Below are 24,022 nucleotides of genomic sequence, written 5' to 3'. Positions count from 1 at the left end.
GGCTCCAGTTAAGCGTCTTGTGCATTTGGATCAAATATATTTACTACACTTTGTGACTCATCTGCAGCGCGTTGAATAGCAGTTTTAATACGTTTATAAGCCATACAGCGACAATAGTTACCATTCATATGGCTTACTATTTCTTCATCTGAAGGACTTGGGTTAGCTGCTAGTAATGTAGCAGCTTGCATTATTTGCCCCGATTGACAGTAACCGCACTGTGGTACTTGCTCTTCAACCCATGCTTTTTGAAGTGGGTGTTCGTTATTAAGCCCTTCAATTGTGGTAATGTTTTTTCCTGCAATTGCGCCAATTGGTAAAACACATGAGCGAGTTGCTTGCCCATCTAAATGCACCGTACACGCACCACACATTGCAATACCGCAACCAAACTTCGTACCTTTTAATCCAATTTCATCACGAATAACCCATAACAATGGTGTATCTTCACTTGCGTGTGATTCAACCACCTTGCCATTAATTGTAAACGTCACCATAGCTTGCCCCTTGATTAAGCTTTATAACCCGTGTTTAAATTATTTAATTTAAACACGGGTTATAACAGTTAAGATTGTTGTAACTACTAATCCATAACACATATAGTTACCGCATCAGCTACATTAACAGCTAAATACCATAACCACTGCACTAAAGCGTTAGCGCAGCTAAAACTTATTTTGCCCTACTACTACTTTTTCACTCATTTTTAGCTATAAAATTACTTAGCTGCTTTTGAGTATCTATGTCTAAACTCGCACTATGTAAACTAATTGTATTGACGACCTCACTGCTGGAGCGCAGTAATTGCTGTGCACCTCTATCTGAAGTTAAGCTTGTAAGCTGAGATAAATCAACTGCTGGGAATATAGCGGGTACGCCTAAACGCTCACCATAGTTTGCGCACCAGCGCGATGGATTACGTGTAAAACCAGTAACTAGCTCACTTAAGTGCGCTACTTTTAGCTCAACCTGATCCGCGAGCATAAATAAAACCCCATCAAAGGACTTATTTTTAAACACTGTTTGAGAAGCTATCGCGATTGAATTACCTAAACCTTGGCTCCATTGCTTGTTCTCAATGAGCTCTATGTTTTTATAACCTGCTAGTGCTTGTGATACTTCTTTATGCCATGCCCCGGTAACTACATACACCGGCGTGTCATCAAGTGCTTGAAGTGTATTTACTGCATGCTCAATCATTGTTTTGCCAAACCCGATATCAGCCGTTAATTTACAGCCGTTAAAGCGAGATGATTGACCTGCGGCTAAAACAACTTTTGCAATTAGCACGCCTCTTGCCCCCAATGGCTTAGCGATTGGGCGTTTTTGTCACACAGCACTGCATGTATTTCACTGATCAGCGATAGTGCAATACTCTCTGGCGAGTCGCCGCCTAAATTTAAACCGACAGGCCCAAAAACAGGAGACTTTATTTGTGAAACACGCGTATTTGCGTGCTCTAAAACTTGTTCACGTCTGTGCTTAGGACCCAATAACCCTATGTATTTAAACGGAACATCTTTAAATTGAGCCAACGTATTCGCATCGAGCTCAACGCTGTGAGCCATTAAAATAGCAGCATCTACTTTATTAGTTATGCAATATTCTTTTAACTCACTCGGTGTGGAGCGCAAAATAGCATCTGCATTTTTAAAGTATTGCCTTTTTGCATTGGCAGCACGTGTATCCCATACAGTTACACTCCAACCAAGTTGTTTGGCAAATGTATAAACCGGAACTGCATCGGCCCCACCACCCACTATTAATAAATGAGGCGGCGGATAAATAGAAGTTTGCAAGCACGTAGCGCCTTGTAATTCTACCAACTGCGCTTTGCGGTTCATTGATAAACCATGTAACTCATCATTTTGCGTAAATACACCACTGCCGGCTGGCAAAATCGGGCTTACTTGTTGAAGGTATCGCCCTGGTTTATTCTCATTAAGTGCTTTAGATACGAGCTCTAGCTGTAAATAGTCATTAGCTTTGTGAATGGGCTGCAGTAAAATGTGTACTATGCCCCCACAACCAATGCCAAGTTGAAATGTTAAATCGTCTTCATCGGTGGCATCATAACTAATGGTTTTACTGGTTAAAGTACTCATTACTTGTTTAGCGTGGCGCTGTATGTCAGCTTCTAAACAGCCTCCTGAAAGCATCCCCAAGCGCTCGCCTAGGCTCGAAATAAGCATCATAGCCCCTAGTTTTCTGTAGCTAGAGCCTTCAATTTTGTACAAAGTAGCTAAAACCCATTCTTGGTTATCCCTATTGAGATACCAAGTGTTTAAGATACTTTTCAAATCTGTAACCATATATTGCCCTTTAAAAAGCATTTTTTGCGTTTAAAAACAAACCAGCCTAAACAGCTAATTTAAAACTTAATAATTCACGCACAATTTAGTTTTCTATTATATCGTTTAAGGTCTCAATTAACTCATCAAATTGATCATTAACGCTTTGGCGTTGTTTATCATTTAGAGTTAGGTTTAATTCGTAGAGTAAATTTATATATAAATCTAAGTTTGCTTCATTGCTTTTCAATAGTGCGTCGCTCATATAAAGTTCGCGCTCTTCAATAACCGTACTTAACTGATTTATAAATTCTTTTTTTGTAATTTCAGCATTTGTGAATACCTGTTTGGCTGCATTCAAACGGTTTTGCTTGTACTCTAACCACAGCGCTCCTGCATCTTGATGTTGCTCATTAGTTGATTTAATCAGCGCTTTTTGTTGTTTATTAAGCTTGCCTATCCACTGCTCGTAGTATTCAAATTGCTCTTCCAAACGCTCACTTTTTCGCTCAAGCGGGGTTTGTTCGTTAAACTCTTCGCGTTCGTCGTTAATTTTTATTTGGATATTGTTTAAAAGCTCACCTCTTTGCTCACTTGATAAGGTTGCCCCAAGTTCAGCTAAAGGCAGCTTTGCGTACCCAAGTAGGTTCTGCCAATGTTGTTTTGCAAGCACAACCTGTGTTTTTAATTGTTTAGCCTCCAATGTTTGGTTAAACAATACTTTTATATTTTGTATGTCTTGTCTGTAGGCGGGTAACTGGGTAGTTCGGTGCCAATTTTGTGTTGTTGTAATTATGTTTTTTAGCTGTGTATTTTGCTTTTTATTTAAATCAACATAATCGTCAACCCAAAACGATGAAAGCCAACTCAAATTATTGTAAGTAAAAGATGCCGAACAACTACATAAAAACAACATACTTACAGCAAGGCATATCTGTTTTAGTTTTTTTGCTTTGAAATTATTAAGCATAACCTTCTCTATTATTTAGATTGTGGCAAAGCTCAAAACTCATTTGATAATAATTATCATTTAAGTGTTGACTTGCATTTAGATCTAACTGATAATCGTTCTCACAAACGCAGTGTAACGACCTCAGTGCCTACGGAAGAATATTCAGCAAGGATGCTGACACATTAAAAGAAGAGCGTGCCGCTTCGTGTTATTACTTACTCGACCCAAGTAATAACATCAAATATCACATTTACTTGCTACATTGCTCATATTAGTGACGGTTAATATGACTCAAAAAAGCCCTAACGGGCTTTTTTTATTTCTTTAAATTTTCTATAAAATCTGTATCTTACACTTCTTAAACTCGTTTACTTACCTTAAAAGTCCACCGCGCTATTATTTACATTTTATACGCACGATCTGATAAGGTATCGCCTTGCGTTTGCGCTAAAGCTGGCGTAAAACATAACAGTAGACACCCTTTTTTGCATCTATTTATAATAACCGATTTAGTCTCTACTTAAATACATTGAGTATTAAACGTTTAAAATGCACAAATAGTGCAAAAATTTAATAATTTAGCATTTAACTAAAGTCTGTTTACCTTTCGGGATTAAAACTTGTTCTATTTAGGCGCTATTTAATCGCGGCAAGATATACTGGCCCTAAAACCTATCGTAACTATTACTAATTGGAGACATTAATATGTCACAGTTTAATTTGAAAGCACTCGTTCTTGCTGGCGTTTTACTTGCCAGCCCTTTCGCTCATGCAACATTAGAAGATGGCATAAGAGCAGCTAACGAAGGTGAATTTGCAGTCGCCCTAAAAGAATTTCAATACCTTGCCGATAAAGGTTTTGCGCCAGGAATTTACGAGCTAGCTAAATTATACGAAGGTGGATACGGTGTAACACGCGATTACCGCAAAGCAGCTGCGCTTTATCAACAAGGCGTTAAAAAGAACCATCCGGATTCAATGTTTGCGTTAGCTGTTTTATACGACGAAGGTAAAGGCGTAAAGCTTGATCACCAAATGGCTGTTACCTTATTTGAAAAAGCAGCCAATAAAAACCTGCCTGCGGCTCAGTTTAATTTAGGTGTAATGTATTCCAATGGCGTGGGCGTTACGCGAGATTATGAAGCGGCACGCAACTGGTACGAAAAAGCAGCTGCAAACAATTACTCTTTAGCACAATTCAATTTAGCCCTCATGTATTTTGAAGGGCTAGGTATGCCAAAAGATTTAGAAAAGTCGTACATTTGGAATACTATCGCTGAGTACAACGGCAATATGCAAGCGAGTCATAGCCGCAAACTTGATGAGCGTAAAATGCTGCCTAAAGAAATTGAAGAAGCTAAAGAAAAAGCCGATGCCATTTATGCAAAAATACAAGTGGGTACCTATGCTGGCGAAGGTCGCTTATTTTAAAGTTTAAGACTATTAAGAGTTTAAGACCTTAACCTTAGTTTGAAACTAATCTAAAAAAGGCTGAATTACATAACGTAATTCAGCCTTTTTAATATATCTTGATTTAGCAGATTCAAAATCTATTCAACTTTACAAAATCAACACACTCTTATTTTATGTAAAGCCACTTTAGTAGCTTAATAAGAAGTTTGCTTTGTTTTAGCAGCATAACAATACGAGGATTAAACGAGCCCGATACTAACGTATTTTTAGCATGGCTAAACGTTAAAAACCCTTCTATGCCATGATAATGCCCCATTCCTGAATGCCCTACACCACCAAAAGGGGCATCGTCAGCAGTTACTTGCACTAACGTATCGTTTATTGCCACAGTGCCACTGATTGTTTGCTTCATAATGTATTCTTGAGCGTGCTTATCTTGCCCTAAAATATAAAGCGCTAACGGGTGGTGATGGGCTTTAATATAGTCAATTGCGCTGTCGAGCGTGTCATAACTCATTATTGGTAGTATTGGGCCAAATAGCTCATCTTGCATTAGCTGCATTTCGTCAGTTACTTGAGTCACTAAATGCAGCCCCATACGATGTTTTTGCTCATCTTGCTGGTTTTGCTCAAGTGGCTTAATAATGTTTGCGCCAAGCTCTTGTGCTTGCTCTAAGTAGGTTGCTAAACGTTTATAGTGTGCATCGCTAATAATAGAGGTTAAGTTTTTACCTTCAACACCGTCTTTAAAGTGCTTTTTATAAAGCTCGCATAATTGCTGAACCAGCTGATGCTCAAGCGCTTTGGGTACAAATACGTAGTCGGGAGCAACGCATATTTGCCCTGCGTTGGCCATTTTTCCAAACAGTATGGCTTGTGCCGCTTTTTTAATATCGGCATTTTGCGTAATAATAACTGGCGATTTACCACCGAGCTCAAGCGTTACTGGTGTTAAATTACGACTCGCTGACGCCATTACTAATTTACCTACGGCCGATGACCCCGTAAATAATAAATGAGCAAATGGCAGTGATGAAAACTGCGCGGCTACGTCGCTACCGCCTTGTATTATTTTGCAATGCGTTTGCATGTCGTCTTTAAATATTTTTTCGATAACGACGTTTGTGTGAGGTGTAAACTCGCTTAATTTAAGCATCACTCTATTACCGGCAGCTATGGCGGTAAGCACAGGTACTAACGCTAACTGAATCGGGTAATTCCACGGTGCAATAATACCAACCACACCTTTAGGTTGGTAATTAACACTTACTTTTGAAGGCCACAAACTTAAACCTACAGAGCGATTACTTGGCTTTGCCCATTTTGATAGCTTTTTGATAATGTGCGCGAGTGTTTGAACCGTAGGCAATATATCGCCAAGTAAAGTATCGAAAGCGGTTCTGTAACCAAAGTCTTTTGAAGCAGCATCCACTAGCTCTTGCTCAAGTTCAACAATACGTACACGGAGTTTTTTTAATAAAACGAGACGTTTATCAATTGGCAAGTAAGGTGTTTCGAGAAAGCTTTTTTGCAATTCATCAAATTGGGGAATTAAAGGCATTGCCTGTGATGTGTCGGTGCTCAAAATAGATTACTCAATTTTTAAAGTTACCGCAGACTATAACCTTGTTCTGTTTTTCGAGCAATAACACTAATTATCTAAAAAAGAGCTTCTTGAGCAATATAAATAAGTATAAAGAGTAGCTTTGTTTAAAACTGTAAATATAAACAAAGCTACTGGTTGGAACTAATTTAGTACAGCTTTAAAAGCCAAATACTTGCGCTGCGATAGTCATTGTCACTAGCGTAATTAATACAATGGCGACAATATTTAGCACAAAGCCGGCTCTTATCATGTCGCGCATTTGAATTTGCCCAGAGCCAAAAACGATAGCGTTTGGTGGTGTCGCTACTGGCATCATAAATGCGCAACTACATGCAATAGCGGCAGGAATAACCCATACAAGTGGCGAACCTGTTATAGATTCTGCAACGGGTCCTAACAAAGGAAGAAAGCCAGCAGCAGTCGCTGTATTACTCGTGATCTCCGTTAAAAACGTAATTAATGCCACAACAACAAGTACGCTCATAACAAGTGGAATAGTACTTACACCTTCTATCATTTGGGCAATAAAATCAGCAAGACCTGATGATTTTATTTGAGATGCTAATGTTAATCCGCCTCCAAACAAAAGTAGCACACCCCACGGTACCTCTGACGCATGATGCCAATCAAGAATACGCTCATCTTTGTCTTTATTCGCTGGCATTACAAACAACAGCAATGCCGCCGCAATTGCAATTGTAGTATCTGAAATATTAAGACCTGTTATATCACCTAATAAAGGTCTAAATATCCAACAAAGTGCAGCAAGTACAAATACAAACAACACGCCTTTTTCTGCACGTTGCATTACTCCAAGGTTTTTTAACTGCGTTGAAAATACCGCTTTCGTATCAATTTTTTGATCGTTTTTAACATTAGCATCTACTTTATACGCAAATTTAGTAAGCCAAACCCAGCTAATAATTAGCATGCTTAAAGACAGAGGTACACCTATAATCATCCACTGAGCAAAGCCAATTTCTATTTGGTAACTATCTGATAAGTAAGCAGCCATTAAGGCATTAGGCGGAGTACCGATTAAAGTAGCAATACCACCAATACTTGCACCATAAGCGATTGATAACAGTAAAGCCTTACCAAACCCTTCATTACTCGGGTCTGATTGCTTAACTAAACTGGTAATCGAAAGTGCAATAGGCAGCATCATTACGGCTGTAGCCGTATTAGACATCCACATCGACAAAAATGCGGTTACCAGCATCATAGCTAAAATTTGTAAACTTGGTTTTTTACCCGCATATAGCATAGTGCTTAGCGCAATACGTTTATGTAACCCCCAACGCTCCATAGCAATTGAGATTAAAAACCCGCCTAAAAATAAAAAGATTAACGGGTGTGCATACGGCGCGGCCACACTTTTTATTGCTGCTATGTCAGCCAGTGGTGATATTACCAGTGGTAGCAATGCAGTTGCCGGAATTGGTACAACTTCACTTACCCACCACGATGCCATCCAAAACGCTAAACCTGCGGTTTTAAATGCGGCTACAGACATACCCGTTGGTGGATCGAGTAAACATGTTAATAGCATTACTAAAGGGCCCAGTACTAAAAAAAGCCATTGAAAATGTCTGTTCTTACCTGGTTCTTGCGTCAATATATTATCTGTCATGGCTAGCCTCTAAAACTTGTATTTAAGACCAAGCGCAACACTGCTGTCGTCTTGTTCTTCTAAATTAAGATCGGTATATAAAAGGTAAGCTGTTGTTTGCTTATCAAATACATAGTCAAGGCCCGTACTCCATTGCGTTGCCTCAGATGCTTGACGAAGAGTTGAGTCATCTTTAGCAAATTGAATTTTTGGCACCCACTTATCAAACGTATAACTTGCACTCAATACATAACCATTACCAGATTTAATACCATCTACTGATTCTGAATGCTGGTATAGGGCGCCTAATTGTAATTGCTTAAACTTATAAACGCCTGCGATTCTACTTGCTGTTATATTATTAAGTGAATCAACATGGCTTAATGACACATAATACGGGGTGTTATTTAAATTACGATCGCCATAAATAAGCGTAGCAGCAAAACCTGCTTCATTATCTTTATTATCATCTTTTGGGGCATACGTAAGTGAAAACTGCGTGTTATACCAATAATTTGAAGTATAAGTAATCGTGTCACCGAGGCGGTCTTGCCCCGCAATAACCTGAGCTATGTCGGCTTGAGTCTCGTTAAAGTTATCGAGTTTTCCTTCAGAGTATTTAAAGCGAGTGTCGTTTCGACCTACAACTACCTCACCAAAAGCACCTTTTAAACCTAAGTAAGTATTACGTGCAGTAAAAGGCTCTTGCGTATCATCCTCTTCAAAGCCTTTAACTTGTACTTCGTATTTAAACACTGCACTTAAATATTCGTTAAGTTTGTGATCACCTTTAATACCAATACGAGAAAATGGTGCTTCTATCTGCGTACCTTCTTCTGCGTATCGCATAGTGCCTGTATCAGTATTTGCAATCTGTACTTCAGCTTTGCCATAAACGGTATAATCGACGGCTAAAACAGTATGCGAAAATGTAGCTAAGCAACTCAGTGAAGCTAGATAAATAGTAGTGTGTTTGAGATTTATCATTGTGTGTCCTAATTATTAGAATCTACTTATTGTCGACTCCAATTATGCAAACACACTGCCAATGACGAAAATCACCGTATTTTCAACACCTTAATCTTTTTAGTGACTTTTATTAACACAGTAGTATGCGGTTTACCACACACTTGAAACTGAGTCTTGTCACTTTATCCACACATTTTAATCGGTGAACATATCACGATTTAGTCCGTATTTACTCATTTTATCGTAAAGGGTTTTTCGGGCAATTTGTAATGCTGTCATGGTATTTTTAATACTTCCATGGTTTACCTCAAGCGCATCTTCGATAAGTGATTGCTCATAAAACGATACTTTCTCAGACAAACTTAAATCCGGTGAAAGCTCACCCAAAGTTTGTGTTTTTGTAACCGAAAACGCAAGTTCAACGCCTAATAACACAGCGCGCTCAGCTTGGTTTCTAAGTTCTCTCACATTACCTGGCCAGTCGTAAGCTAATAAACGCTGTTGTAATTCACTGTTTAAGGGCGCTGGTGCTTTGTGATAGCGAGTAGCTGCAATTGAGCTAAAATGCTTAAACAATAAAAGTATATCTGCTTTTCGCTCTCGTAGAGGCGGTATATTTACTTTAACTAAGCTGAGTCTATAGTATAAATCTGCTCTAAATTCACCCTTTTCAACTAACGACAGTAAGTCCACTTTAGTCGCTGCAACAATTCTTATATTTAAATCAATTGCTTTGTTATCGCCTACAGGGGTTACTTTTCGCTCTTCTAGTACGCGTAATAACTTAACCTGCAACGACATGGGGGTACTTTCTATTTCATCTAAAAAGACCGTACCACCTTGTGCATATTCAAACTTACCTTTTCGACTTTGCGTAGCCCCTGTGAATGCTCCACTTGCTGCGCCGAACAGTTCACTTTCTATCAATTGTTCGGGCACCGCACCACAGTTAATAGCAACAAAGTTGCTGCTTGAGCGATTACTTTGATCGTGTAAATAACGCGCTACTAGCTCTTTACCTGTGCCAGTTTCACCTTCAATCATTACATCGGTTGGGGTATCTATAATTGTGTTTAATAAGTGCATCATGTGTTGCATTTTAGGTGTATCACCCAGTATGCGTACACCTGGGGCTGAGGTTTTTTGTACAGCCACTTTTAATGCACGGTTCTCTATAACAAGGCTTCGTTTGTCGCACGCTCGTGCTATGCAATCAAGAAGATGTTCGTTCACTGGTTTTTCGAATAAATCATACGCACCTAATTGCATCGCTTTAACTGCAATCGATACATCAGCGTAACCAGTTAAAAATATTACAGGGAGCTCACTATCAAAAGCCGTTACTTGCTCTAAAAGCGTTAAGCCATCCATGTTCGGCATATTTATATCGCTCAGCACAACTCCAGCAAAGCGCCTATTGAGTTTGCTAAGAGCGGTACTTGCGTCATTAAAGCACTCAACGGTGTATCCTTCGAGAGTGAGCAATTGCTTTAAAGAGTCTCTGATCATTGCTTCATCATCAATGACTATTATGTGATTACATGGGGAGCTATCAATCATCTTTATTTTCCTGCCTGTTAGAGAGGCTAATTATAAATTCAGCCCCGCCTTCAACTCGATTGTGCGCGCTCAAACAACCATTAAACGAATCTATTATTTGTTTTGATATAGATAAACCAAGGCCTAAACCTTTACTTGATTTAGTACTATAAAAAGGTTCAAACAAATTACCAAATGCATGTTGCTCAATACCAGAGCCAGTATCTAAAATCGACAGTTTTACTCGCTCTTCAAAACACTCCAGCTGAAAACTTAAGTTACGAATAATTGCACCATTCATAGCTTGGCTAGCATTAGTAATTAAATTAACCAGTACTTGTTCAAATTTAAGCGAATCGACCCACACAACGACTGTTTCATCAAACTGAGGTGGCTCTACTTGTACGTTATCTTGCTTTAACTGCGCGCTAGAAATCATTAATGCGTTATTAACAAGCCCTGCAAGAGGGTAAGGTCTGAGCTGCATTTTTGAAGGTTTACTAAAATGCTTTAACTGACCTACAATTTGGTGCACTCGATTAACTAATCCCTCAATCACTACTAAGCTTTCACCAAGTGCTGAAGTATTTCCTTTAGCTAATAAACGCTTTGCTGAAGCTAAATAAGTATTAATAGCACTGAGCGGCTGGTTTATTTCGTGGTTGATTCCTGCACTTAGCTGTCCTATTGTCGCAAGCTTTGCAGATTGAACTAAAGCCGTTTGTACTTTTTCCAAAGCCTGAGTGCGCTCAAGGACTTCAAGTTCAAGGCTATGTCTGGAGTACACCAGCTTTCTATAGCCCGCAAAACGAGTTAATAAAATATAACTAACAATAATAACTAAACTACAGATAATAAATACCCAAAATAAGCGAGGCAGTTGAGCTGAATTAACTTTTGTTATATCAACGAGTACGTTCATTGTGGCATTAAAATATCGTAAAGGTCTTTGCGACATTACGTAAAGTTTTTTGTCTATTTTTAAATGTTTAATACCTTCATTAGAAAATTGAAACTGCTTTATATACAAAGGCTGATGATCTAAATAAGCCCGACGAGATTTAATATCTCTGCGCATAGTTATATCAAGCTCAGTGAAGCTGTTTAATCGCCACGTTTGCATATCTGACATTGCAATTACCTCATCTGCAAGCTGCAAAAAAAAGTGACTACCCTTTGAAGTATTTAGAAGCTCTCTGTCATCCTCAAATTTACTTACATTCACTTTTAACACAACAACACCAATGGCTTTATTGTCGCGATATACTGCTTGTGAAAAGTAAATACCACGCTCTTTAGAGCGCATGCCTAATGCAAAGTACGCTACTTTTTCGCCTGCAAATGCACGTTTGAAATAAGGTCTAAACGCAAAGTTGCTACCTAAAAAAGTATAATCTGCTTGCCAATTACTACTGGCAATAACTTCGCCTTGAGTATTTAGAACAAAAATATCTGAGGAACCGCTAGCTTGTTGAATATCAGCAAGGTAGTTATTAATAGCGTTATAGTGCTGTGGCTGCGCATCTACAAAGTCTATCATTAACGAGTTATAGGTAAGTAACTGGGGAATAGCAGAAAAACGAGCAAGCTCAGTATCAATATAGTTATTTAATTGCGTAACTTGGCGCTCAGCCTGGTAGGTTGCTTGCTCAACATCATGAGAACGACCAAGCCAAAAAGTAACAACTAATATAAGTACGAGTAACACACAAACAGTAATGATTTTTTTAGAAAAAGAAAACATGAAGAACTCGCAAAAAATAGCCAAGAAAATTTTAGGGCGCTAGTGTAACGGCTAATCTCTAGCAGAGATATAAACTTTTTGTTAACAACAGTTTTAAAGTGTTTAAAAACAAAAATCGCCGTAAACAACTATGTTTACAGCGATCTGTTTAGCATTAAATTAAAAAACAATTAATTTGTAGCTAATGTTGATCTATTTTTAACATATTTATATAAGCCAATTAACGATGCTGCAATCCAAAATATTTCGATTACAAAGCTCGCTAAATTAAAGTTATAACAAAGGCTAATTAACAGTAAAATTGCCCCTGTTAAATTCATCATATTATACGTTAAGCTAGCTGGAGATGTTTTACCTAGCTGCAGTAAAAAAAATGAACCAACTACTAAAAAAGTACCTGTCATGCCTATGATGTCAAATAAGAGTGCTATCACGAAACTATCCTTTATCCATTTTTAAATAACCCAATAAACTGGCCCGATCCATGGGGAGGGTATTTTTTCATTCATTGAAACAGCAAACCGGGCGATTCTATCAATATGGTAAATTCTAACAAGGCCATATGTCCGCATGCACAAGGCTTTATACTTATTCGCTTAATTAAGTATTATTGCGGTTTAGTATTACTTCATATACCTTATTTAAAGGTTACTTTGCCGCCAATTATTTTATAGGCCGGCGCACCGCGAATAATCGCTTCTCGGGCAAATGGCCGGCTACAGTTAGGGCAAATACAAGCCTCTGTTGTAAAGTCTTGGCTAATACGCTCTTTAAAGCACTTAATTAATGCTCCTTTTCCCCCTTTTCGATATTTAAATAAAGAGGCTTTACAAGCAGAGCAAAAAATATCAACCGTTTTAGTAGGGCCTTTTTTGTTGGGTTTTGCCATTACGTCCTGCGGTATTATATAAAGAGTAATTAGCAATTATATCAGTTTAGATGGGTAAAGGTTACCACCTCTGACTTAGAATTTAGATACGGCAGACTTAATCTATAAAGGCCCATTAAAATATAGCCCTTATAAAATAAACACACTCTAATCTTTAAAAAAGAAGCGGTTTAACTGAGATGACAATACATTCATATTAAAAGGTTTGACTATAAATCCTGATACTTTAGCTGCAATAACTTGCTTAACTTTATCTGTACTGTCTTCACAAGTAACCATTAAAACGGGAATATCAGCGAGTTCTTTATCTTTTCGAATGTTAGTAAGTAAACTAACTCCATCCATTTTTGGCATATGAAGGTCAGTAATAACCAAATCGAAATGCTGGTTGCGCAGAAATACCAAAGCTTGCAATCCATCAGTTGCTTCAACGATATTGCTATACTCTAGTTTTCTAAGCATATTAATTAATACGTGTCGCATAAGTGGCATATCATCAACAACTAATATTTTCATTAGTTTCTTTACCAAATTGTATAAATGGGATTATATAAAACTACTCTACTCGTAGATAAGGATCAAATTTGGATTTGCTGATTATTCAAATCTTACGGCCATATCCCTAAAATGAGCCCCATTAACGAAAATTGTAAAATATGGTACCCCCCGTTAATTAAAAAAAGCTTTAGAGGGCGTTGCTCAAATATATAACTCAATCCAAATGAACTACTGATCCAAAAAAAGCCGATCACAAAGCCGGTTCCTATACTTTCACCTACGCTTGCATCCTTACCTAAAAAAAGAGATAGCATTAAAGCCGCTATAAAAACTAAAAAAAAACTGCCACCAAATATCAACTTAGGGTTAGCCGATTGTAAATCCAGATCAGTTAAGCCAATACTTTCTAGCCATGCATTTTTAAAGAGAGCTTTTGAATACCATATACCACCAAGCATAAAAGAAGACAGTGCAGCCACTAGTATCGCAAAATAATCTACATCTAAAAGGTTCATACAAACAGCCATATACAAAAAGTGTAATACCGTTTGGTATTAAATATTAACGGTATAAAGATACTCCCAATGTAGTTATAAATAGGGGATTGAGCAAATGGCCTAACTTAAATTAATTTTTTGTATAGAAGGTAATTATAAAAATAAAATTTATAAATCGCCAAATTTTGCATTGGTTAATAAGGCTAAATCAGTTGGTGAGAGTGCTATTTCTAAGCCTCTTTTTCCGGCGCTCACATAAATAGTGTCAAAGAGAGAAGCACTGCTATGAATAAACGTAGCTAGACGTTTTTTTTGCCCAAGCGGACTCACCCCTCCTAAAATATAACCGGTACTAACTTGTACTTTTTGTGGGGCAGCCATAATTACTTTTTTAGCCCCACATAATTTAGCTAACTGTTTTAAATTAACTTGTTGAGATACAGGCGTTACAGCAACAATTAGTTGCCCTTCATGTGTTTCAAGTACTAAGGTTTTAAATACTTGTGCACTGTCTAAATTTAACTTTTCAACGGCTTCAAGCCCGTAATGGCTATTATTCTTATCGTGCTCATAACTGAGTACTTCAAAGGTTTTTTTTTGCTTTTTAAGTAGATCTATTGCTGGTGTCATGCTGTTTCATCTTTTTTATTCACAGTAACAAAAATTAAGTTTAAAGCAAAAAAAACGACGCTAAAAGCGTCGTTTTTTTGTTCATAATAATTTAAATTTATTTAGTTAAATCATCAAAAAACTTTTTAACACCGTCAAAAAAGCCTTGCTCTTTAGGACGGTTTTTAGAGCTATCTGTGCCCATGCTTTCATCTAACTCTTGAAGTAGTTCACGTTGACGCTCGTTAAGATTAACTGGCGTTTCGATTACCACTTTACAAATTAGATCGCCTTGGGCACCACTGCGTACAGACTTAACACCTTTGCCACGCATACGGAACATTTTGCCCGTTTGAGTTTCAGACGGTATTTTAAGTTTTGCACGACCATCAAGTGTTGGAACCTGAATTTCGCCACCAAGGCCTGCTGTAGTAAAGCTAATTGGTACTTCACAATATAAATTATTCGCTTCACGTACAAATATTTCATGTTCACGAACCGATACTTGCACATACAAGTCGCCCGATGGCGCGCCATGCATTCCGGCTTCGCCTTCACCCGTTAAGCGGATACGGTCGCCTGTATCAACGCCAGCTGGAATTTTAACTGAAAGCGTTTTAGTTTTTTCTACGCGGCCTTGTCCATGACAACTGTTACAAGGGTCTGAAATAATTTGACCTTGCCCCTGACACGTTGGACACGTTTGCTGAACAGCAAAGAAACCTTGGCGCATTTGCACTTGGCCAGCACCATGACATGTAGTACATGTTTTAGGTTTAGAACCCGCTTTAGCACCACTGCCATCACATGGCTCACAACCAACCCATGTAGGTACTTTAATTTCAACTTCTTTACCACGAACAGCTTCTTCTAAGCTTAAGTCCATGTTGTAACGTAAATCAGATCCACGTTGTTGACGAGATTGACGTCGACCACCGCCGCCACCAAAAATATCGCCAAATACGTCGCCAAATACATCACCAAAGTCGCCATGTCCGCCACCAAAACCACCGTGACCACCGCCACCACCTTGTTCAAAGGCTGCGTGACCATGTTGGTCATACATTTGACGTTTTTGATCGTCGGTTAAAATTTCGTACGCTTCTTTAACTTCTTTAAATTTTATTTCGAGATCTTTATCGCCTGCGGTACGATCTGGATGATATTTCATCGCTAAGCGTTTATACGCTTTTTTTATGTCTCGCTCACTCGCATCTTTGCTTACGCCGAGGACTTCGTAATAATCGCGTTTTGACATATCTATCACACTACTCTTTTCTGTTTACAGCGTAAGCTGCTGGATAAACCGATAAATCGCATCGATTTATCATTGAATTTTTAAACCTTGAATACATGCAAAAGGCGCGACAAGCTATTGCTCGCGCGCCTCAATTGTTCATCCTAACCTAAACACCTAACTGAGTTAAGTGTTTTTGGCTAGCGAGAAGCGGTAGCAACAATTACTTGTCGTCTTTCACTTCTTCGAACTCTGCATCAACAACGTCGTCGTCTTGCTTAGTTGACTGTTGTTCGCCAGCGTCTGCTGAACCTTGCTGTGCTTTCGCTTGAGCAATTTCCATTAGTTTTTGAGACTTTTCAGCAAGAGCTTGAGTTTTAGCTTCAATCTCTTCTTTATTGTCGCTCTTAATTGCAGCTTCTAAATCTACAACAGCAGCTTCAATTGCTTCTTTGTCTTCGTTTGGTAATGCATCGCCAGCTTCTTCAATTTGCTTGCGAGTACCGTGAACTAGAGCGTCAGCTTGGTTACGAGCAGCTACAAGTTCTTCAAACTTTTTATCGTCTTCAGCATGTGCTTCTGCATCACGAACCATCGCTTCAATTTCGTCATCGCTTAAGCCTGAAGATGCTTGAATCGTAATCTTTTGCTCTTTACCTGTATCTTTATCTTTCGCAGATACATGTAAGATACCATCGGCATCAACATCAAATGTTACTTCGATTTGTGGTGTACCACGTTGTGCTGGACGAATACCTTCTAGGTTAAATTGGCCTAGTGATTTATTGTCGCTTGAACGTTTACGCTCGCCTTGAAGTACATGAATTGTTACAGCAGATTGATTATCTTCAGCTGTTGAGAACGTTTGCGATTTCTTAGTAGGAATCGTCGTATTTTTCTCAATCAATGCAGTCATTACTGAACCCATTGTCTCAATACCTAGAGATAATGGAGAAACGTCTAGTAATAGTACATCTTTAACGTCACCAGCAAGTACACCACCTTGAATCGCTGCGCCTACGGCTACTGCTTCATCAGGGTTAACATCTTTACGAGGCTCTTTACCGAAGAACTCTGCAACGATTTTTTGTACTAAAGGCATACGTGTTTGACCACCAACAAGAATAATGTCGTTGATGTCGCTTACTGATAAATCAGCATCAGCAAGTGCACGTTTAAGTGGCTCAATTGTTTTAGTTACTAAATCTTCAACTAGTGACTCAAGCTTAGCACGTGTTAGTTTCACGTTCATGTGCTTAGGACCAGATGCATCAGCAGTTACATACGGAAGGTTTACTTCTGTAGACTGTGCAGATGAAAGTTCAATTTTTGCTTTTTCAGCAGCTTCTTTAACACGTTGCATTGCAAGCGGATCATTTTTAAGGTCTAAGCCTTGATCTTTCTTGAATTCAGCTACTAAGTAGTTGATTACACGGTTATCGAAATCTTCACCACCTAAGTGAGTGTCGCCGTTTGTAGCAAGTACTTCAAAAGTGTGCTCACCTTCAACTTCATCAATTTCAATGATTGATAAATCGAAAGTACCGCCACCTAAGTCATATACTGCAACTACGTTTTCGCCACGGTTTTTATCCATACCGTAAGCAAGTGCCGCAGCCGTTGGCTCATTGATAATACGTTTAACTTCAAGACCCGCAATACGACCAGCATCTTTCGTAGCTTGACGTTGTGAATCATTAAAGTATGCAGGTACTGTGATTACGGCTTCAGTTACTTCTTCACCTAAGAAGTCTTCAGCTGTTTTCTTCATTTTTTTCAGTACTTCAGCAGAAATTTGTGGTGCAGCGCGTTTTTCGCCGCCCGCTTCTACCCATGCATCGCCGTTATCAGCTTTAACAATTTTAAACGGCATGATGCCGATATCGCGTTGTACTTCTTCGTCTTCAAAGCGACGACCAATTAAACGCTTAATTGCAAATAATGTGTTTGTCGGGTTAGTAACCGCTTGACGCTTAGCAGATTGACCTACTAATGTTTCGCCGTCTTGCGTATAAGCAATAATAGACGGGGTTGTGCGATCGCCTTCCGCGTTTTCAATAACACGTGCTTTGCCACCATCAAGTACTGCAACACAAGAGTTTGTAGTACCTAAATCTATTCCAATAATTTTACCCATGAAATCTCTCCAACTTCAATATTCGTTAAACGTTCGATGACTAGTAAATAGGGTTGCTCCAAACTTATTTCAACTGTAAAAATGAAAAAAAATTCATTTTTTGTGATTTATTTACAAAATAACCCTAATAATTGTAAGGAATGGTGATTTTTACACCGCCAGGGACGCTTTTAATTACTGGTCTGACTAGTGGCGTTGTGTTATAAATTTATTAAATCGCACTATAAAAGGACATCTTCATGCATTTTGAGCAACTACTTCAACAAGCGGAAAAAATTGGTCAAACCGAAAATACAGAACAATTAAATAATACAATGCAATTTCCAGAAAACTGGTGCCAAGGCAGAACTGCTTTTGGTGGGCTTTCAGCCGCACTGCTGTATCAAGCAATCAGAGGTAAGGTAACGAATGATCGTCGCTTACTTTCGCTTAGTACTAATTTTGTAGGACCATTAATTGCCGATACTCCTTTTTCTTTGTCCGTTGAAATATTGCGCCAAGGTAAAAGCAGTACACAGGTACTCGCCAAAGCAATTCAAAATGAACAAGTGTGCGTAATTGTACAAGCGTGTTTTGCTAAAAGTAGAGAATCGGGTATTAATGTACCTGTTTCAAAATCTTTGGGTTTAAAGCCGGTAGACGAGCGCCATACACTACCTTTTATAAAAGGTCAGATGCCTGAATTTTTCCAACATGTTGATTTATGCCCGCAGCAAGGCGCGATGCCATTTAGTAGTGCAGAAACGTCTCACCTGGGTGGCTGGATGCGCTTTAAACATACGCCCGAACAAATAACTGAAGCCCATGTGATTGCACTTACCGATGCATGGCCGCCAACACTTTTACAAATGTTTAAACAACCCGCTCCTGCAAGTAGCATGTCGTGGTATTTAGAATTTGTGCAAGAGCCAAACTTAACACCTGGAGAATGGCTTGGCTTTGAAGCAATTACTCATCATTCAAAAGATGGTTACGGTTTAGAGGATGGCTGTATATGGTCGCAGTCGGGTGAGCTAATAGCGCTTACACGTCAAACAGTGGCTTTATTTGATTGATGAATGGGTTTGGCCTTCATCAACAATCCTTTTATAAGTACCATTTTGCTTGATGAGCGCCAAACCAATATCAAACTCAGTAGCTAAAGAGAAGTTGTTAAAATAAGCAGGTCGATCTGCTTTTGGAAATAAAGTGTAAATTTGCACAGCTTCGGGGGATTTATGCCGATTGTAGTAATGGTAAAAAATACGCTTATCTAACACAATTACATCAACCCAACCTTTTAACAGCTTATCTACCTGCGCTTTTTGATTAATAACCTCTTGATATGAGCTAAAGTGCTTAACATTCCTTTTAAATATAGGAGGCAGATATGCCGTTGCATTTTGAAAAGCAAGAACGTTTTTATTAAACATGCCTTCTATTTTATCGATGTTATATTTATTTCGCTTGAGTGTAATGGCCACATTTTCATAACTAAGTACCGTTTTACTTGGATAAATACCCGCACTAATTCCTCCAGCATAATTTAAAAGTATATCTACTCCTTTATTATGTAATTGATGCTCAGCGCGTTTGTTCGACATATATTGCACATTAATATTAGCAAATCCATTGGCCTTTAACGCGGCTTTTATTAAATTTAGGTGTATACCCAAGTCCGTTTTTACAAAAACATAGGGTGGAATTGATGCGCTCGCAGCGATGATTATCTCTCGCTCTTTATTAATAGCCACAGCATTTTGCGAGCAAATAAAGAGCCACATTAATATGTAGTAAAAATAATATTTCACACGCTTCCTTTATATAACGAACAGCTTGATGGCAGAACGCGTTGTATTAATGTATTAAATATAGCAAAATTGAAGAAATATTCTTCTTGCTTGGTATTAAATTGCAAACTGTATGCCCCTGCTGCGATCTGATCATAGATATACCTCGCATAATCGCAAAACAAATGGCGATATGCCCACATTGCCACCATAAACTTTGCGAAGCCGATGTTAATCACGATAGTCGTATAGTTGCACTAAGCTTTAGCGCACTATTAATGCTGCTGAGCAGTATGTTTTACCCTTTTATTTCTTTTAGCAGTAGTGGTATTACTCAAACTATTACTCTGCCCGACGCGGCTCGAATTTTATTTAATTATGATAGTGAACTGCTTGGCTTATTTATTGATTTGAGCATTATTGCTCTGCCTATGGGTTTGCTTCTTATTTTAATTCCTTTGCATCTTGGGCTTTTAAAAACATTACCAGAGGGCATAGCAAGGCGACTACTAAAGTTCACCCTTGCGTTAGAACCGTGGATTATGTCGGAAATATTTTTAATTGGCGTACTTGTTAGTATGGTTAAAATCATGTCGCTGGCTGATATTAGCTTTGGCACGAGTTTTTGGGCTTATGTGGGGTTTGTTATTTTATACATAGCCGCGCTTGTTCACTTAAATCGCCCACGCTTATGGGCTCAAATAAAGCCTGTAAAAGTACTTGAAGGCGCAGAACATGCTAAACGTGCAATAGATGAAAATATTAAAGCCTGCCATGTGTGCCATCAACTATGTACCGGTAATATTTGTCAGCGTTGCCATACAAAAACGCACGTTAGAAATCCTTACAGCGTACAAAAAGCAGCAGCTTGGCTAATTACCTCTGTTGTTTGTTATATTCCAGCTAATGTTTTGCCTATTATGCATACCACTAGTCTTGGGGATGAATCCCCTTCAACTTTAATTGGTGGTGTTATTACTCTTTGGAAAAGTGGCTCCTACCCTATTGCCGCTATTATATTTTTAGCCAGCGTTGTGGTGCCACTTGCTAAAGCTTTTGTATTGAGCTTTTTATGCTTTATGGTAACGAGACCTGCCAATAGACATACAAAAAGTTACACCCGAATTTATCAACTTACTGAATTTATTGGAAAATGGTCGATGATAGATGTATTCGTGGTTGCTATTTTAGTTGCCTTAGTTCAACTGGGTAATTTAATGTCAGTAACACCAGGATTAGGCATTGTATTTTTTACAGTTATGGTAATATGCCAAATGATGGCTGCCCATGCCTTTGACCCACGCTTGTTGTGGGATTCCCCTAAAAACAAAAAATCAGAGAACAAAGCATGACCGAAACTGCCGAAATAACAAAAGAACCGAAAATTTCCGCTATCTGGATCATTCCGGCAATTGCGCTGTTAGTGGGCATGTGGATGTTATACCAATACCAAGCAAATAAAGGCCCTACAATTTTTATCGAAATGCCACAAGCTGAGGGCATTATTGCAGGTAAAACTGAAATAAAAGTGCGCAGTGTAAAAATAGGTCAAATTGATCATGTTCGACTATCAGACACCCAAGACAGCGTTATTGCCCGTGCGCAAATAGACAAAAACTACAATAACTTATTAACCGATGATGCCAAAATTTGGGTCGTAAAACCACGCATTGATGAAACGGGTATTAGCGGAATGAGCACGCTATTGTCTGGTGTATATTTAGAGTTTTCACCCGGTGAAAGTAAAGAGCTAAAAGAGCGTTTTAAATTACAAGACGAACCCGCCCTCATTGGTAAAGATGTGAAAGGTGGCCGTTTCAAATTAATGAGTTACAACGCTGAAGTGCTTGATGTGAGTACCGGTATATTTTTCAAAAATTACAAAATAGGGCAAATAGAAACCGCCACTTTTGATTGGGAAAACCAAGCAATGAAGTACGGCGTATTTATTAAAGAACCTTATCAAAATCTCATCACCATGAACTCTATTTTTTGGGTGAACGCAGGGATTGAAATTGACCTATCTGCCGATGGCATCAATATTAATACGGGCTCTTTAAGTAAACTTTTAAAAGGCGGTATTTCGGTTGGCTTACCTGAGCAACAGGCCCCGGGTGAAATAGCACAAGATGGGCATAGCTTTTCATTAAGCCAAAGCTATAAAGAAGCGCTAGAAGAGCGCTTTTACGATTTTGATTACTACCTCATTGAATTTGAACAATCAGTTCGAGGACTACGCACAGGTGCTCCTGTCGAATATAGAGGTATGCGTGTAGGTACTGTTGTTGAAACCCCTGCCAATGTAATTATTGACGGTAAACCTGCCCACTTTAGAAACCATAATACGGCGGTTCCAGTACTTATAAAAGTAGAATACGGACGCTTGTATCACGACAGTGCCTCAGCTAAAGAGTATTGGCAAGGTAGTTTAAAAGGCTGGATTGAAAGTGGTATGCGCGCCTCGTTAAAGCCTGGTAATTTATTAACGGGTGCAGTATACGTTGATTTTGATATATACCCAGATGCACCGCAAGCACACCTAGGTAAACTTGTGCAGTATGATGTTTTTCCGAGTATTTCTAGCGGCATAACCGTATTAGCAGACCAAGTCTCTGACGTACTTAATAAAGTAAATAACTTAAAAGTTGAAGATAGCTTAGAACAAATGCAAGCCACATTTACCGATTACCGAGCGCTTGCTAATGAAATGCGAGAGTTACTAAGCCAAAAAGATACACAAAACTTACCGGGCGACTTTAATCGTAATTTCGAAAAGATGACAAAAAGTATGGAGCAGTTTGAAGTAACTATGCGCCAATTTGATAAAACCATGGCCAGTTACCAAGCAGGTTCTGAACTTCATCATCAAATACAGCAAACATTAAAAGAGTTTAAACGTTTAAGCGAGGGCCTACAGCCTCTAACTCGCGGATTAAACGAGCAACCTAATATGCTAATTTTTGATAAATCATTACCAGCAGATCCAAAACCAAGGAAGCAATAATGAAATCGTTATTTTTAACTGCAAGTTTATTATTACTATTGGCAGGTTGTAGTTCATCAATACAAACTGCAACACAATATTATCAGTTTGAGCAGCCTATTGGTGCCTCGTCTCGAAATGTGACAGACACAGACGCACAATTAAGAATACAAACAGTTGTACTTAGAGGTGCTTTAAATAATTTAGGTATTGCTATGAAAATAGATAGCAACCAAATACATGCCGCAAATTACAACCTGTGGGGCGAATCGCCGGATGTAATGCTCACTGCAACAGCCCAGCAAACTCTTTTTAATGCTATGCCAAATTGGATGGTAATAAAGGGCTTACCGGTCATTACTGAACTCGATCAGCAAACGTTTTATGAGCTTGAATACGAAATTCACCACTTTAATGGCGATATGGAAGGTAACGCTGATATTTCAGGGCTTTGGCGTTTATATTACACACACCCTGAAACAGGCCGACGTCTTATAAGTATTCATAATTTTTCAAACCTAGTGCCTATAGATGATGATGGATACGACGGTTTAGTTTCAACGCTTGAAGCAACATGGCTAAATATAAACCTAAATGTTGCAAAACAAATAGAACAAGCAAGACTTTAATCATTAAGCGAAAATATAATTACGGCGGTTTGATCATTATTGATAACCGCCTTGCCCTCTATTTTAAAGCCCAATTTTAACAACACATTCTGCGATGCCCTATTATCTGGTGATGTTATTGCACACAATTTTGTAATTCCAAATTCATGCTTATGGCGCAAAAGTGCGCTGGCCGCTTCAAAAACATAGCCCTTTTTTTCAAAACCGCTTACAAGTGCAAAACCTAAATCAGGTTGTTGTAACGCTGCTCGTTTATAAAACCCAACAACGCCAACCACTACAGCATTATGCAAAGTAATAACATAAGGCCCAAAGCCTTGGTATTTATGAGAAGCAACAAATGACTGATTGATGTATGACTTGGCATCATCAAGGGTATAAATTGCTTTATCACCAATGTGCTCTATAAAACTAGCCTGATTAACTAGCTTAAGTAAAATAGCTGCATCAAGCTCATTTGCATGGCGTAACAACAGACGATTTGTTTTAAGTACGGCGTTCAATGTAAGTTCCTCTAAAAAACTTTGTTTAGCATATAACTTTTTGTTGACTGAAATTAAAAAGCAGATTATTTTTGCGCCGATGTTTTTACAGGCACAACAATAGCGGTTTGCACTCCTTGCACCGTCTGGCGCCAAAGCCAACGCG

The 24,022-nt window shown here is 38.6% G+C and carries 23 protein-coding genes; 5 read left to right on the top strand and 18 right to left on the bottom strand.

The window, feature by feature from the left end; genetic code table 11:
* Window positions 1-8 precede the first annotated feature (8 nt).
* From I6F47_RS07510 to I6F47_RS07495, 4 genes are all read right to left on the bottom strand, one after another.
* Window positions 9-497 carry a (2Fe-2S)-binding protein gene (locus tag I6F47_RS07510; protein ID WP_007582016.1) on the bottom strand — a complete coding sequence of 163 codons (489 nt, stop codon included), beginning with the start codon at window positions 495-497 and terminating at the stop codon, window positions 9-11.
* 199 nt (window positions 498-696) lie between these two features.
* The gene (locus I6F47_RS07505; RefSeq protein ID WP_010553929.1) at window positions 697-1,290 is read right to left on the bottom strand and encodes a nucleotidyltransferase family protein; all 594 of its coding nucleotides are present in this window, start codon (window positions 1,288-1,290) and stop codon (window positions 697-699) included.
* Window positions 1,284-2,312 (bottom strand): XdhC family protein, encoded by a 1,029-nt coding sequence (locus I6F47_RS07500; protein ID WP_197183623.1) that lies wholly within the window; start codon window positions 2,310-2,312, stop codon window positions 1,284-1,286. The genes I6F47_RS07505 and I6F47_RS07500 overlap by 7 nt, the downstream gene beginning before the upstream one ends.
* A gap of 85 nt (window positions 2,313-2,397) precedes the next feature.
* Window positions 2,398-3,261, bottom strand: a complete 864-nt coding sequence (locus I6F47_RS07495; protein WP_165722572.1) for a DUF6279 family lipoprotein — start codon at window positions 3,259-3,261, stop codon at window positions 2,398-2,400.
* A 687-nt stretch (window positions 3,262-3,948) separates the two neighbouring features.
* On the opposite strand from I6F47_RS07495, the gene I6F47_RS07490 reads away from it, so the two are divergent.
* Entirely contained in the window at window positions 3,949-4,674 is a 726-nt protein-coding gene (locus I6F47_RS07490) for a tetratricopeptide repeat protein (protein ID WP_007582012.1), read from the top strand.
* A 148-nt stretch (window positions 4,675-4,822) separates the two neighbouring features.
* Here I6F47_RS07490 and I6F47_RS07485 read toward each other — a convergent pair whose 3' ends face one another.
* The 12 genes from I6F47_RS07485 to dnaK all read right to left on the bottom strand — a co-directional run bounded on the left by I6F47_RS07485 (window position 4,823) and on the right by dnaK (window position 17,993).
* Window positions 4,823-6,241 (bottom strand): coniferyl aldehyde dehydrogenase, encoded by a 1,419-nt coding sequence (locus I6F47_RS07485; RefSeq protein WP_197173725.1) that lies wholly within the window; start codon window positions 6,239-6,241, stop codon window positions 4,823-4,825.
* A 178-nt stretch (window positions 6,242-6,419) separates the two neighbouring features.
* Window positions 6,420-7,895 (bottom strand): SLC13 family permease, encoded by a 1,476-nt coding sequence (locus tag I6F47_RS07480; RefSeq protein WP_197183622.1) that lies wholly within the window; start codon window positions 7,893-7,895, stop codon window positions 6,420-6,422.
* A gap of 9 nt (window positions 7,896-7,904) precedes the next feature.
* A complete protein-coding gene (locus tag I6F47_RS07475; RefSeq protein WP_197183621.1) occupies window positions 7,905-8,861 on the bottom strand; it encodes a porin in 957 nt (318 codons plus the stop codon).
* Window positions 8,862-9,038: 177 nt separating this feature from the next.
* Window positions 9,039-10,403, bottom strand: a complete 1,365-nt coding sequence (locus I6F47_RS07470) for a sigma-54-dependent transcriptional regulator (protein WP_197183620.1) — start codon at window positions 10,401-10,403, stop codon at window positions 9,039-9,041.
* On the bottom strand, window positions 10,396-12,126 hold the full coding sequence (locus I6F47_RS07465; RefSeq protein WP_165735931.1) for a sensor histidine kinase: 1,731 nt from the start codon (window positions 12,124-12,126) through the stop codon (window positions 10,396-10,398). Before I6F47_RS07465 ends, I6F47_RS07470 begins: the two co-directional genes overlap by 8 nt.
* Before the next feature lie 170 nt (window positions 12,127-12,296).
* The gene (locus I6F47_RS07460) at window positions 12,297-12,560 is read right to left on the bottom strand and encodes a CBU_0592 family membrane protein (RefSeq protein ID WP_010553937.1); all 264 of its coding nucleotides are present in this window, start codon (window positions 12,558-12,560) and stop codon (window positions 12,297-12,299) included.
* Window positions 12,561-12,763: 203 nt separating this feature from the next.
* Complete coding sequence (locus I6F47_RS07455) at window positions 12,764-13,015, bottom strand: hypothetical protein (RefSeq protein WP_010553938.1); 252 nt, start codon at window positions 13,013-13,015, stop codon at window positions 12,764-12,766.
* A 147-nt stretch (window positions 13,016-13,162) separates the two neighbouring features.
* Window positions 13,163-13,531 (bottom strand): response regulator, encoded by a 369-nt coding sequence (locus I6F47_RS07450; protein ID WP_010553939.1) that lies wholly within the window; start codon window positions 13,529-13,531, stop codon window positions 13,163-13,165.
* A 92-nt stretch (window positions 13,532-13,623) separates the two neighbouring features.
* A complete protein-coding gene (locus I6F47_RS07445) occupies window positions 13,624-14,028 on the bottom strand; it encodes a DUF1761 domain-containing protein (protein WP_024591801.1) in 405 nt (134 codons plus the stop codon).
* A gap of 150 nt (window positions 14,029-14,178) precedes the next feature.
* Window positions 14,179-14,640 (bottom strand): Cys-tRNA(Pro) deacylase, encoded by a 462-nt coding sequence (ybaK, locus tag I6F47_RS07440; RefSeq protein WP_010553941.1) that lies wholly within the window; start codon window positions 14,638-14,640, stop codon window positions 14,179-14,181.
* A 97-nt stretch (window positions 14,641-14,737) separates the two neighbouring features.
* Window positions 14,738-15,877 carry a molecular chaperone DnaJ gene (gene dnaJ / locus I6F47_RS07435; protein WP_010553942.1) on the bottom strand — a complete coding sequence of 380 codons (1,140 nt, stop codon included), beginning with the start codon at window positions 15,875-15,877 and terminating at the stop codon, window positions 14,738-14,740.
* Between the two features lie 202 nt (window positions 15,878-16,079).
* Window positions 16,080-17,993 carry a molecular chaperone DnaK gene (gene dnaK / locus I6F47_RS07430; RefSeq protein WP_008171317.1) on the bottom strand — a complete coding sequence of 638 codons (1,914 nt, stop codon included), beginning with the start codon at window positions 17,991-17,993 and terminating at the stop codon, window positions 16,080-16,082.
* 239 nt (window positions 17,994-18,232) lie between these two features.
* Between dnaK and I6F47_RS07425 the strand changes: the two genes are divergently transcribed.
* Window positions 18,233-19,048: a thioesterase family protein gene (locus I6F47_RS07425; protein WP_197183619.1), complete on the top strand. Its 816-nt coding sequence runs from the start codon at window positions 18,233-18,235 to the stop codon at window positions 19,046-19,048.
* On the opposite strand, the gene I6F47_RS07420 is transcribed toward I6F47_RS07425, so the two are convergent.
* Window positions 19,037-19,783, bottom strand: a complete 747-nt coding sequence (locus tag I6F47_RS07420) for a substrate-binding periplasmic protein (RefSeq protein ID WP_197183618.1) — start codon at window positions 19,781-19,783, stop codon at window positions 19,037-19,039. The two genes, I6F47_RS07425 and I6F47_RS07420, sit on opposite strands and share 12 nt — an antisense overlap.
* A gap of 164 nt (window positions 19,784-19,947) precedes the next feature.
* Between I6F47_RS07420 and I6F47_RS07415 the strand changes: the two genes are divergently transcribed.
* The 3 genes from I6F47_RS07415 to I6F47_RS07405 are packed head-to-tail and all read left to right on the top strand — an operon-like array spanning window position 19,948 to window position 23,374.
* Window positions 19,948-21,114 carry a paraquat-inducible protein A gene (locus tag I6F47_RS07415; protein ID WP_010553945.1) on the top strand — a complete coding sequence of 389 codons (1,167 nt, stop codon included), beginning with the start codon at window positions 19,948-19,950 and terminating at the stop codon, window positions 21,112-21,114.
* Entirely contained in the window at window positions 21,111-22,766 is a 1,656-nt protein-coding gene (pqiB, locus tag I6F47_RS07410) for an intermembrane transport protein PqiB (RefSeq protein ID WP_007582433.1), read from the top strand. The genes I6F47_RS07415 and pqiB overlap by 4 nt, the downstream gene beginning before the upstream one ends.
* Window positions 22,766-23,374 (top strand): PqiC family protein, encoded by a 609-nt coding sequence (locus tag I6F47_RS07405; RefSeq protein WP_007582431.1) that lies wholly within the window; start codon window positions 22,766-22,768, stop codon window positions 23,372-23,374. Before pqiB ends, I6F47_RS07405 begins: the two co-directional genes overlap by 1 nt.
* On the opposite strand, the gene I6F47_RS07400 is transcribed toward I6F47_RS07405, so the two are convergent.
* A complete protein-coding gene (locus I6F47_RS07400) occupies window positions 23,371-23,877 on the bottom strand; it encodes a GNAT family N-acetyltransferase (RefSeq protein ID WP_101217035.1) in 507 nt (168 codons plus the stop codon). The two genes, I6F47_RS07405 and I6F47_RS07400, sit on opposite strands and share 4 nt — an antisense overlap.
* Window positions 23,878-24,022: the final 145 nt, after the last annotated feature.

Source organism: Pseudoalteromonas sp. NZS37, from assembly GCF_015864265.1.
Classification (GTDB): Bacteria; Pseudomonadota; Gammaproteobacteria; order Enterobacterales; family Alteromonadaceae; genus Pseudoalteromonas; species Pseudoalteromonas arctica.
This window is presented reverse-complemented; position numbering and strand designations above follow the sequence as displayed.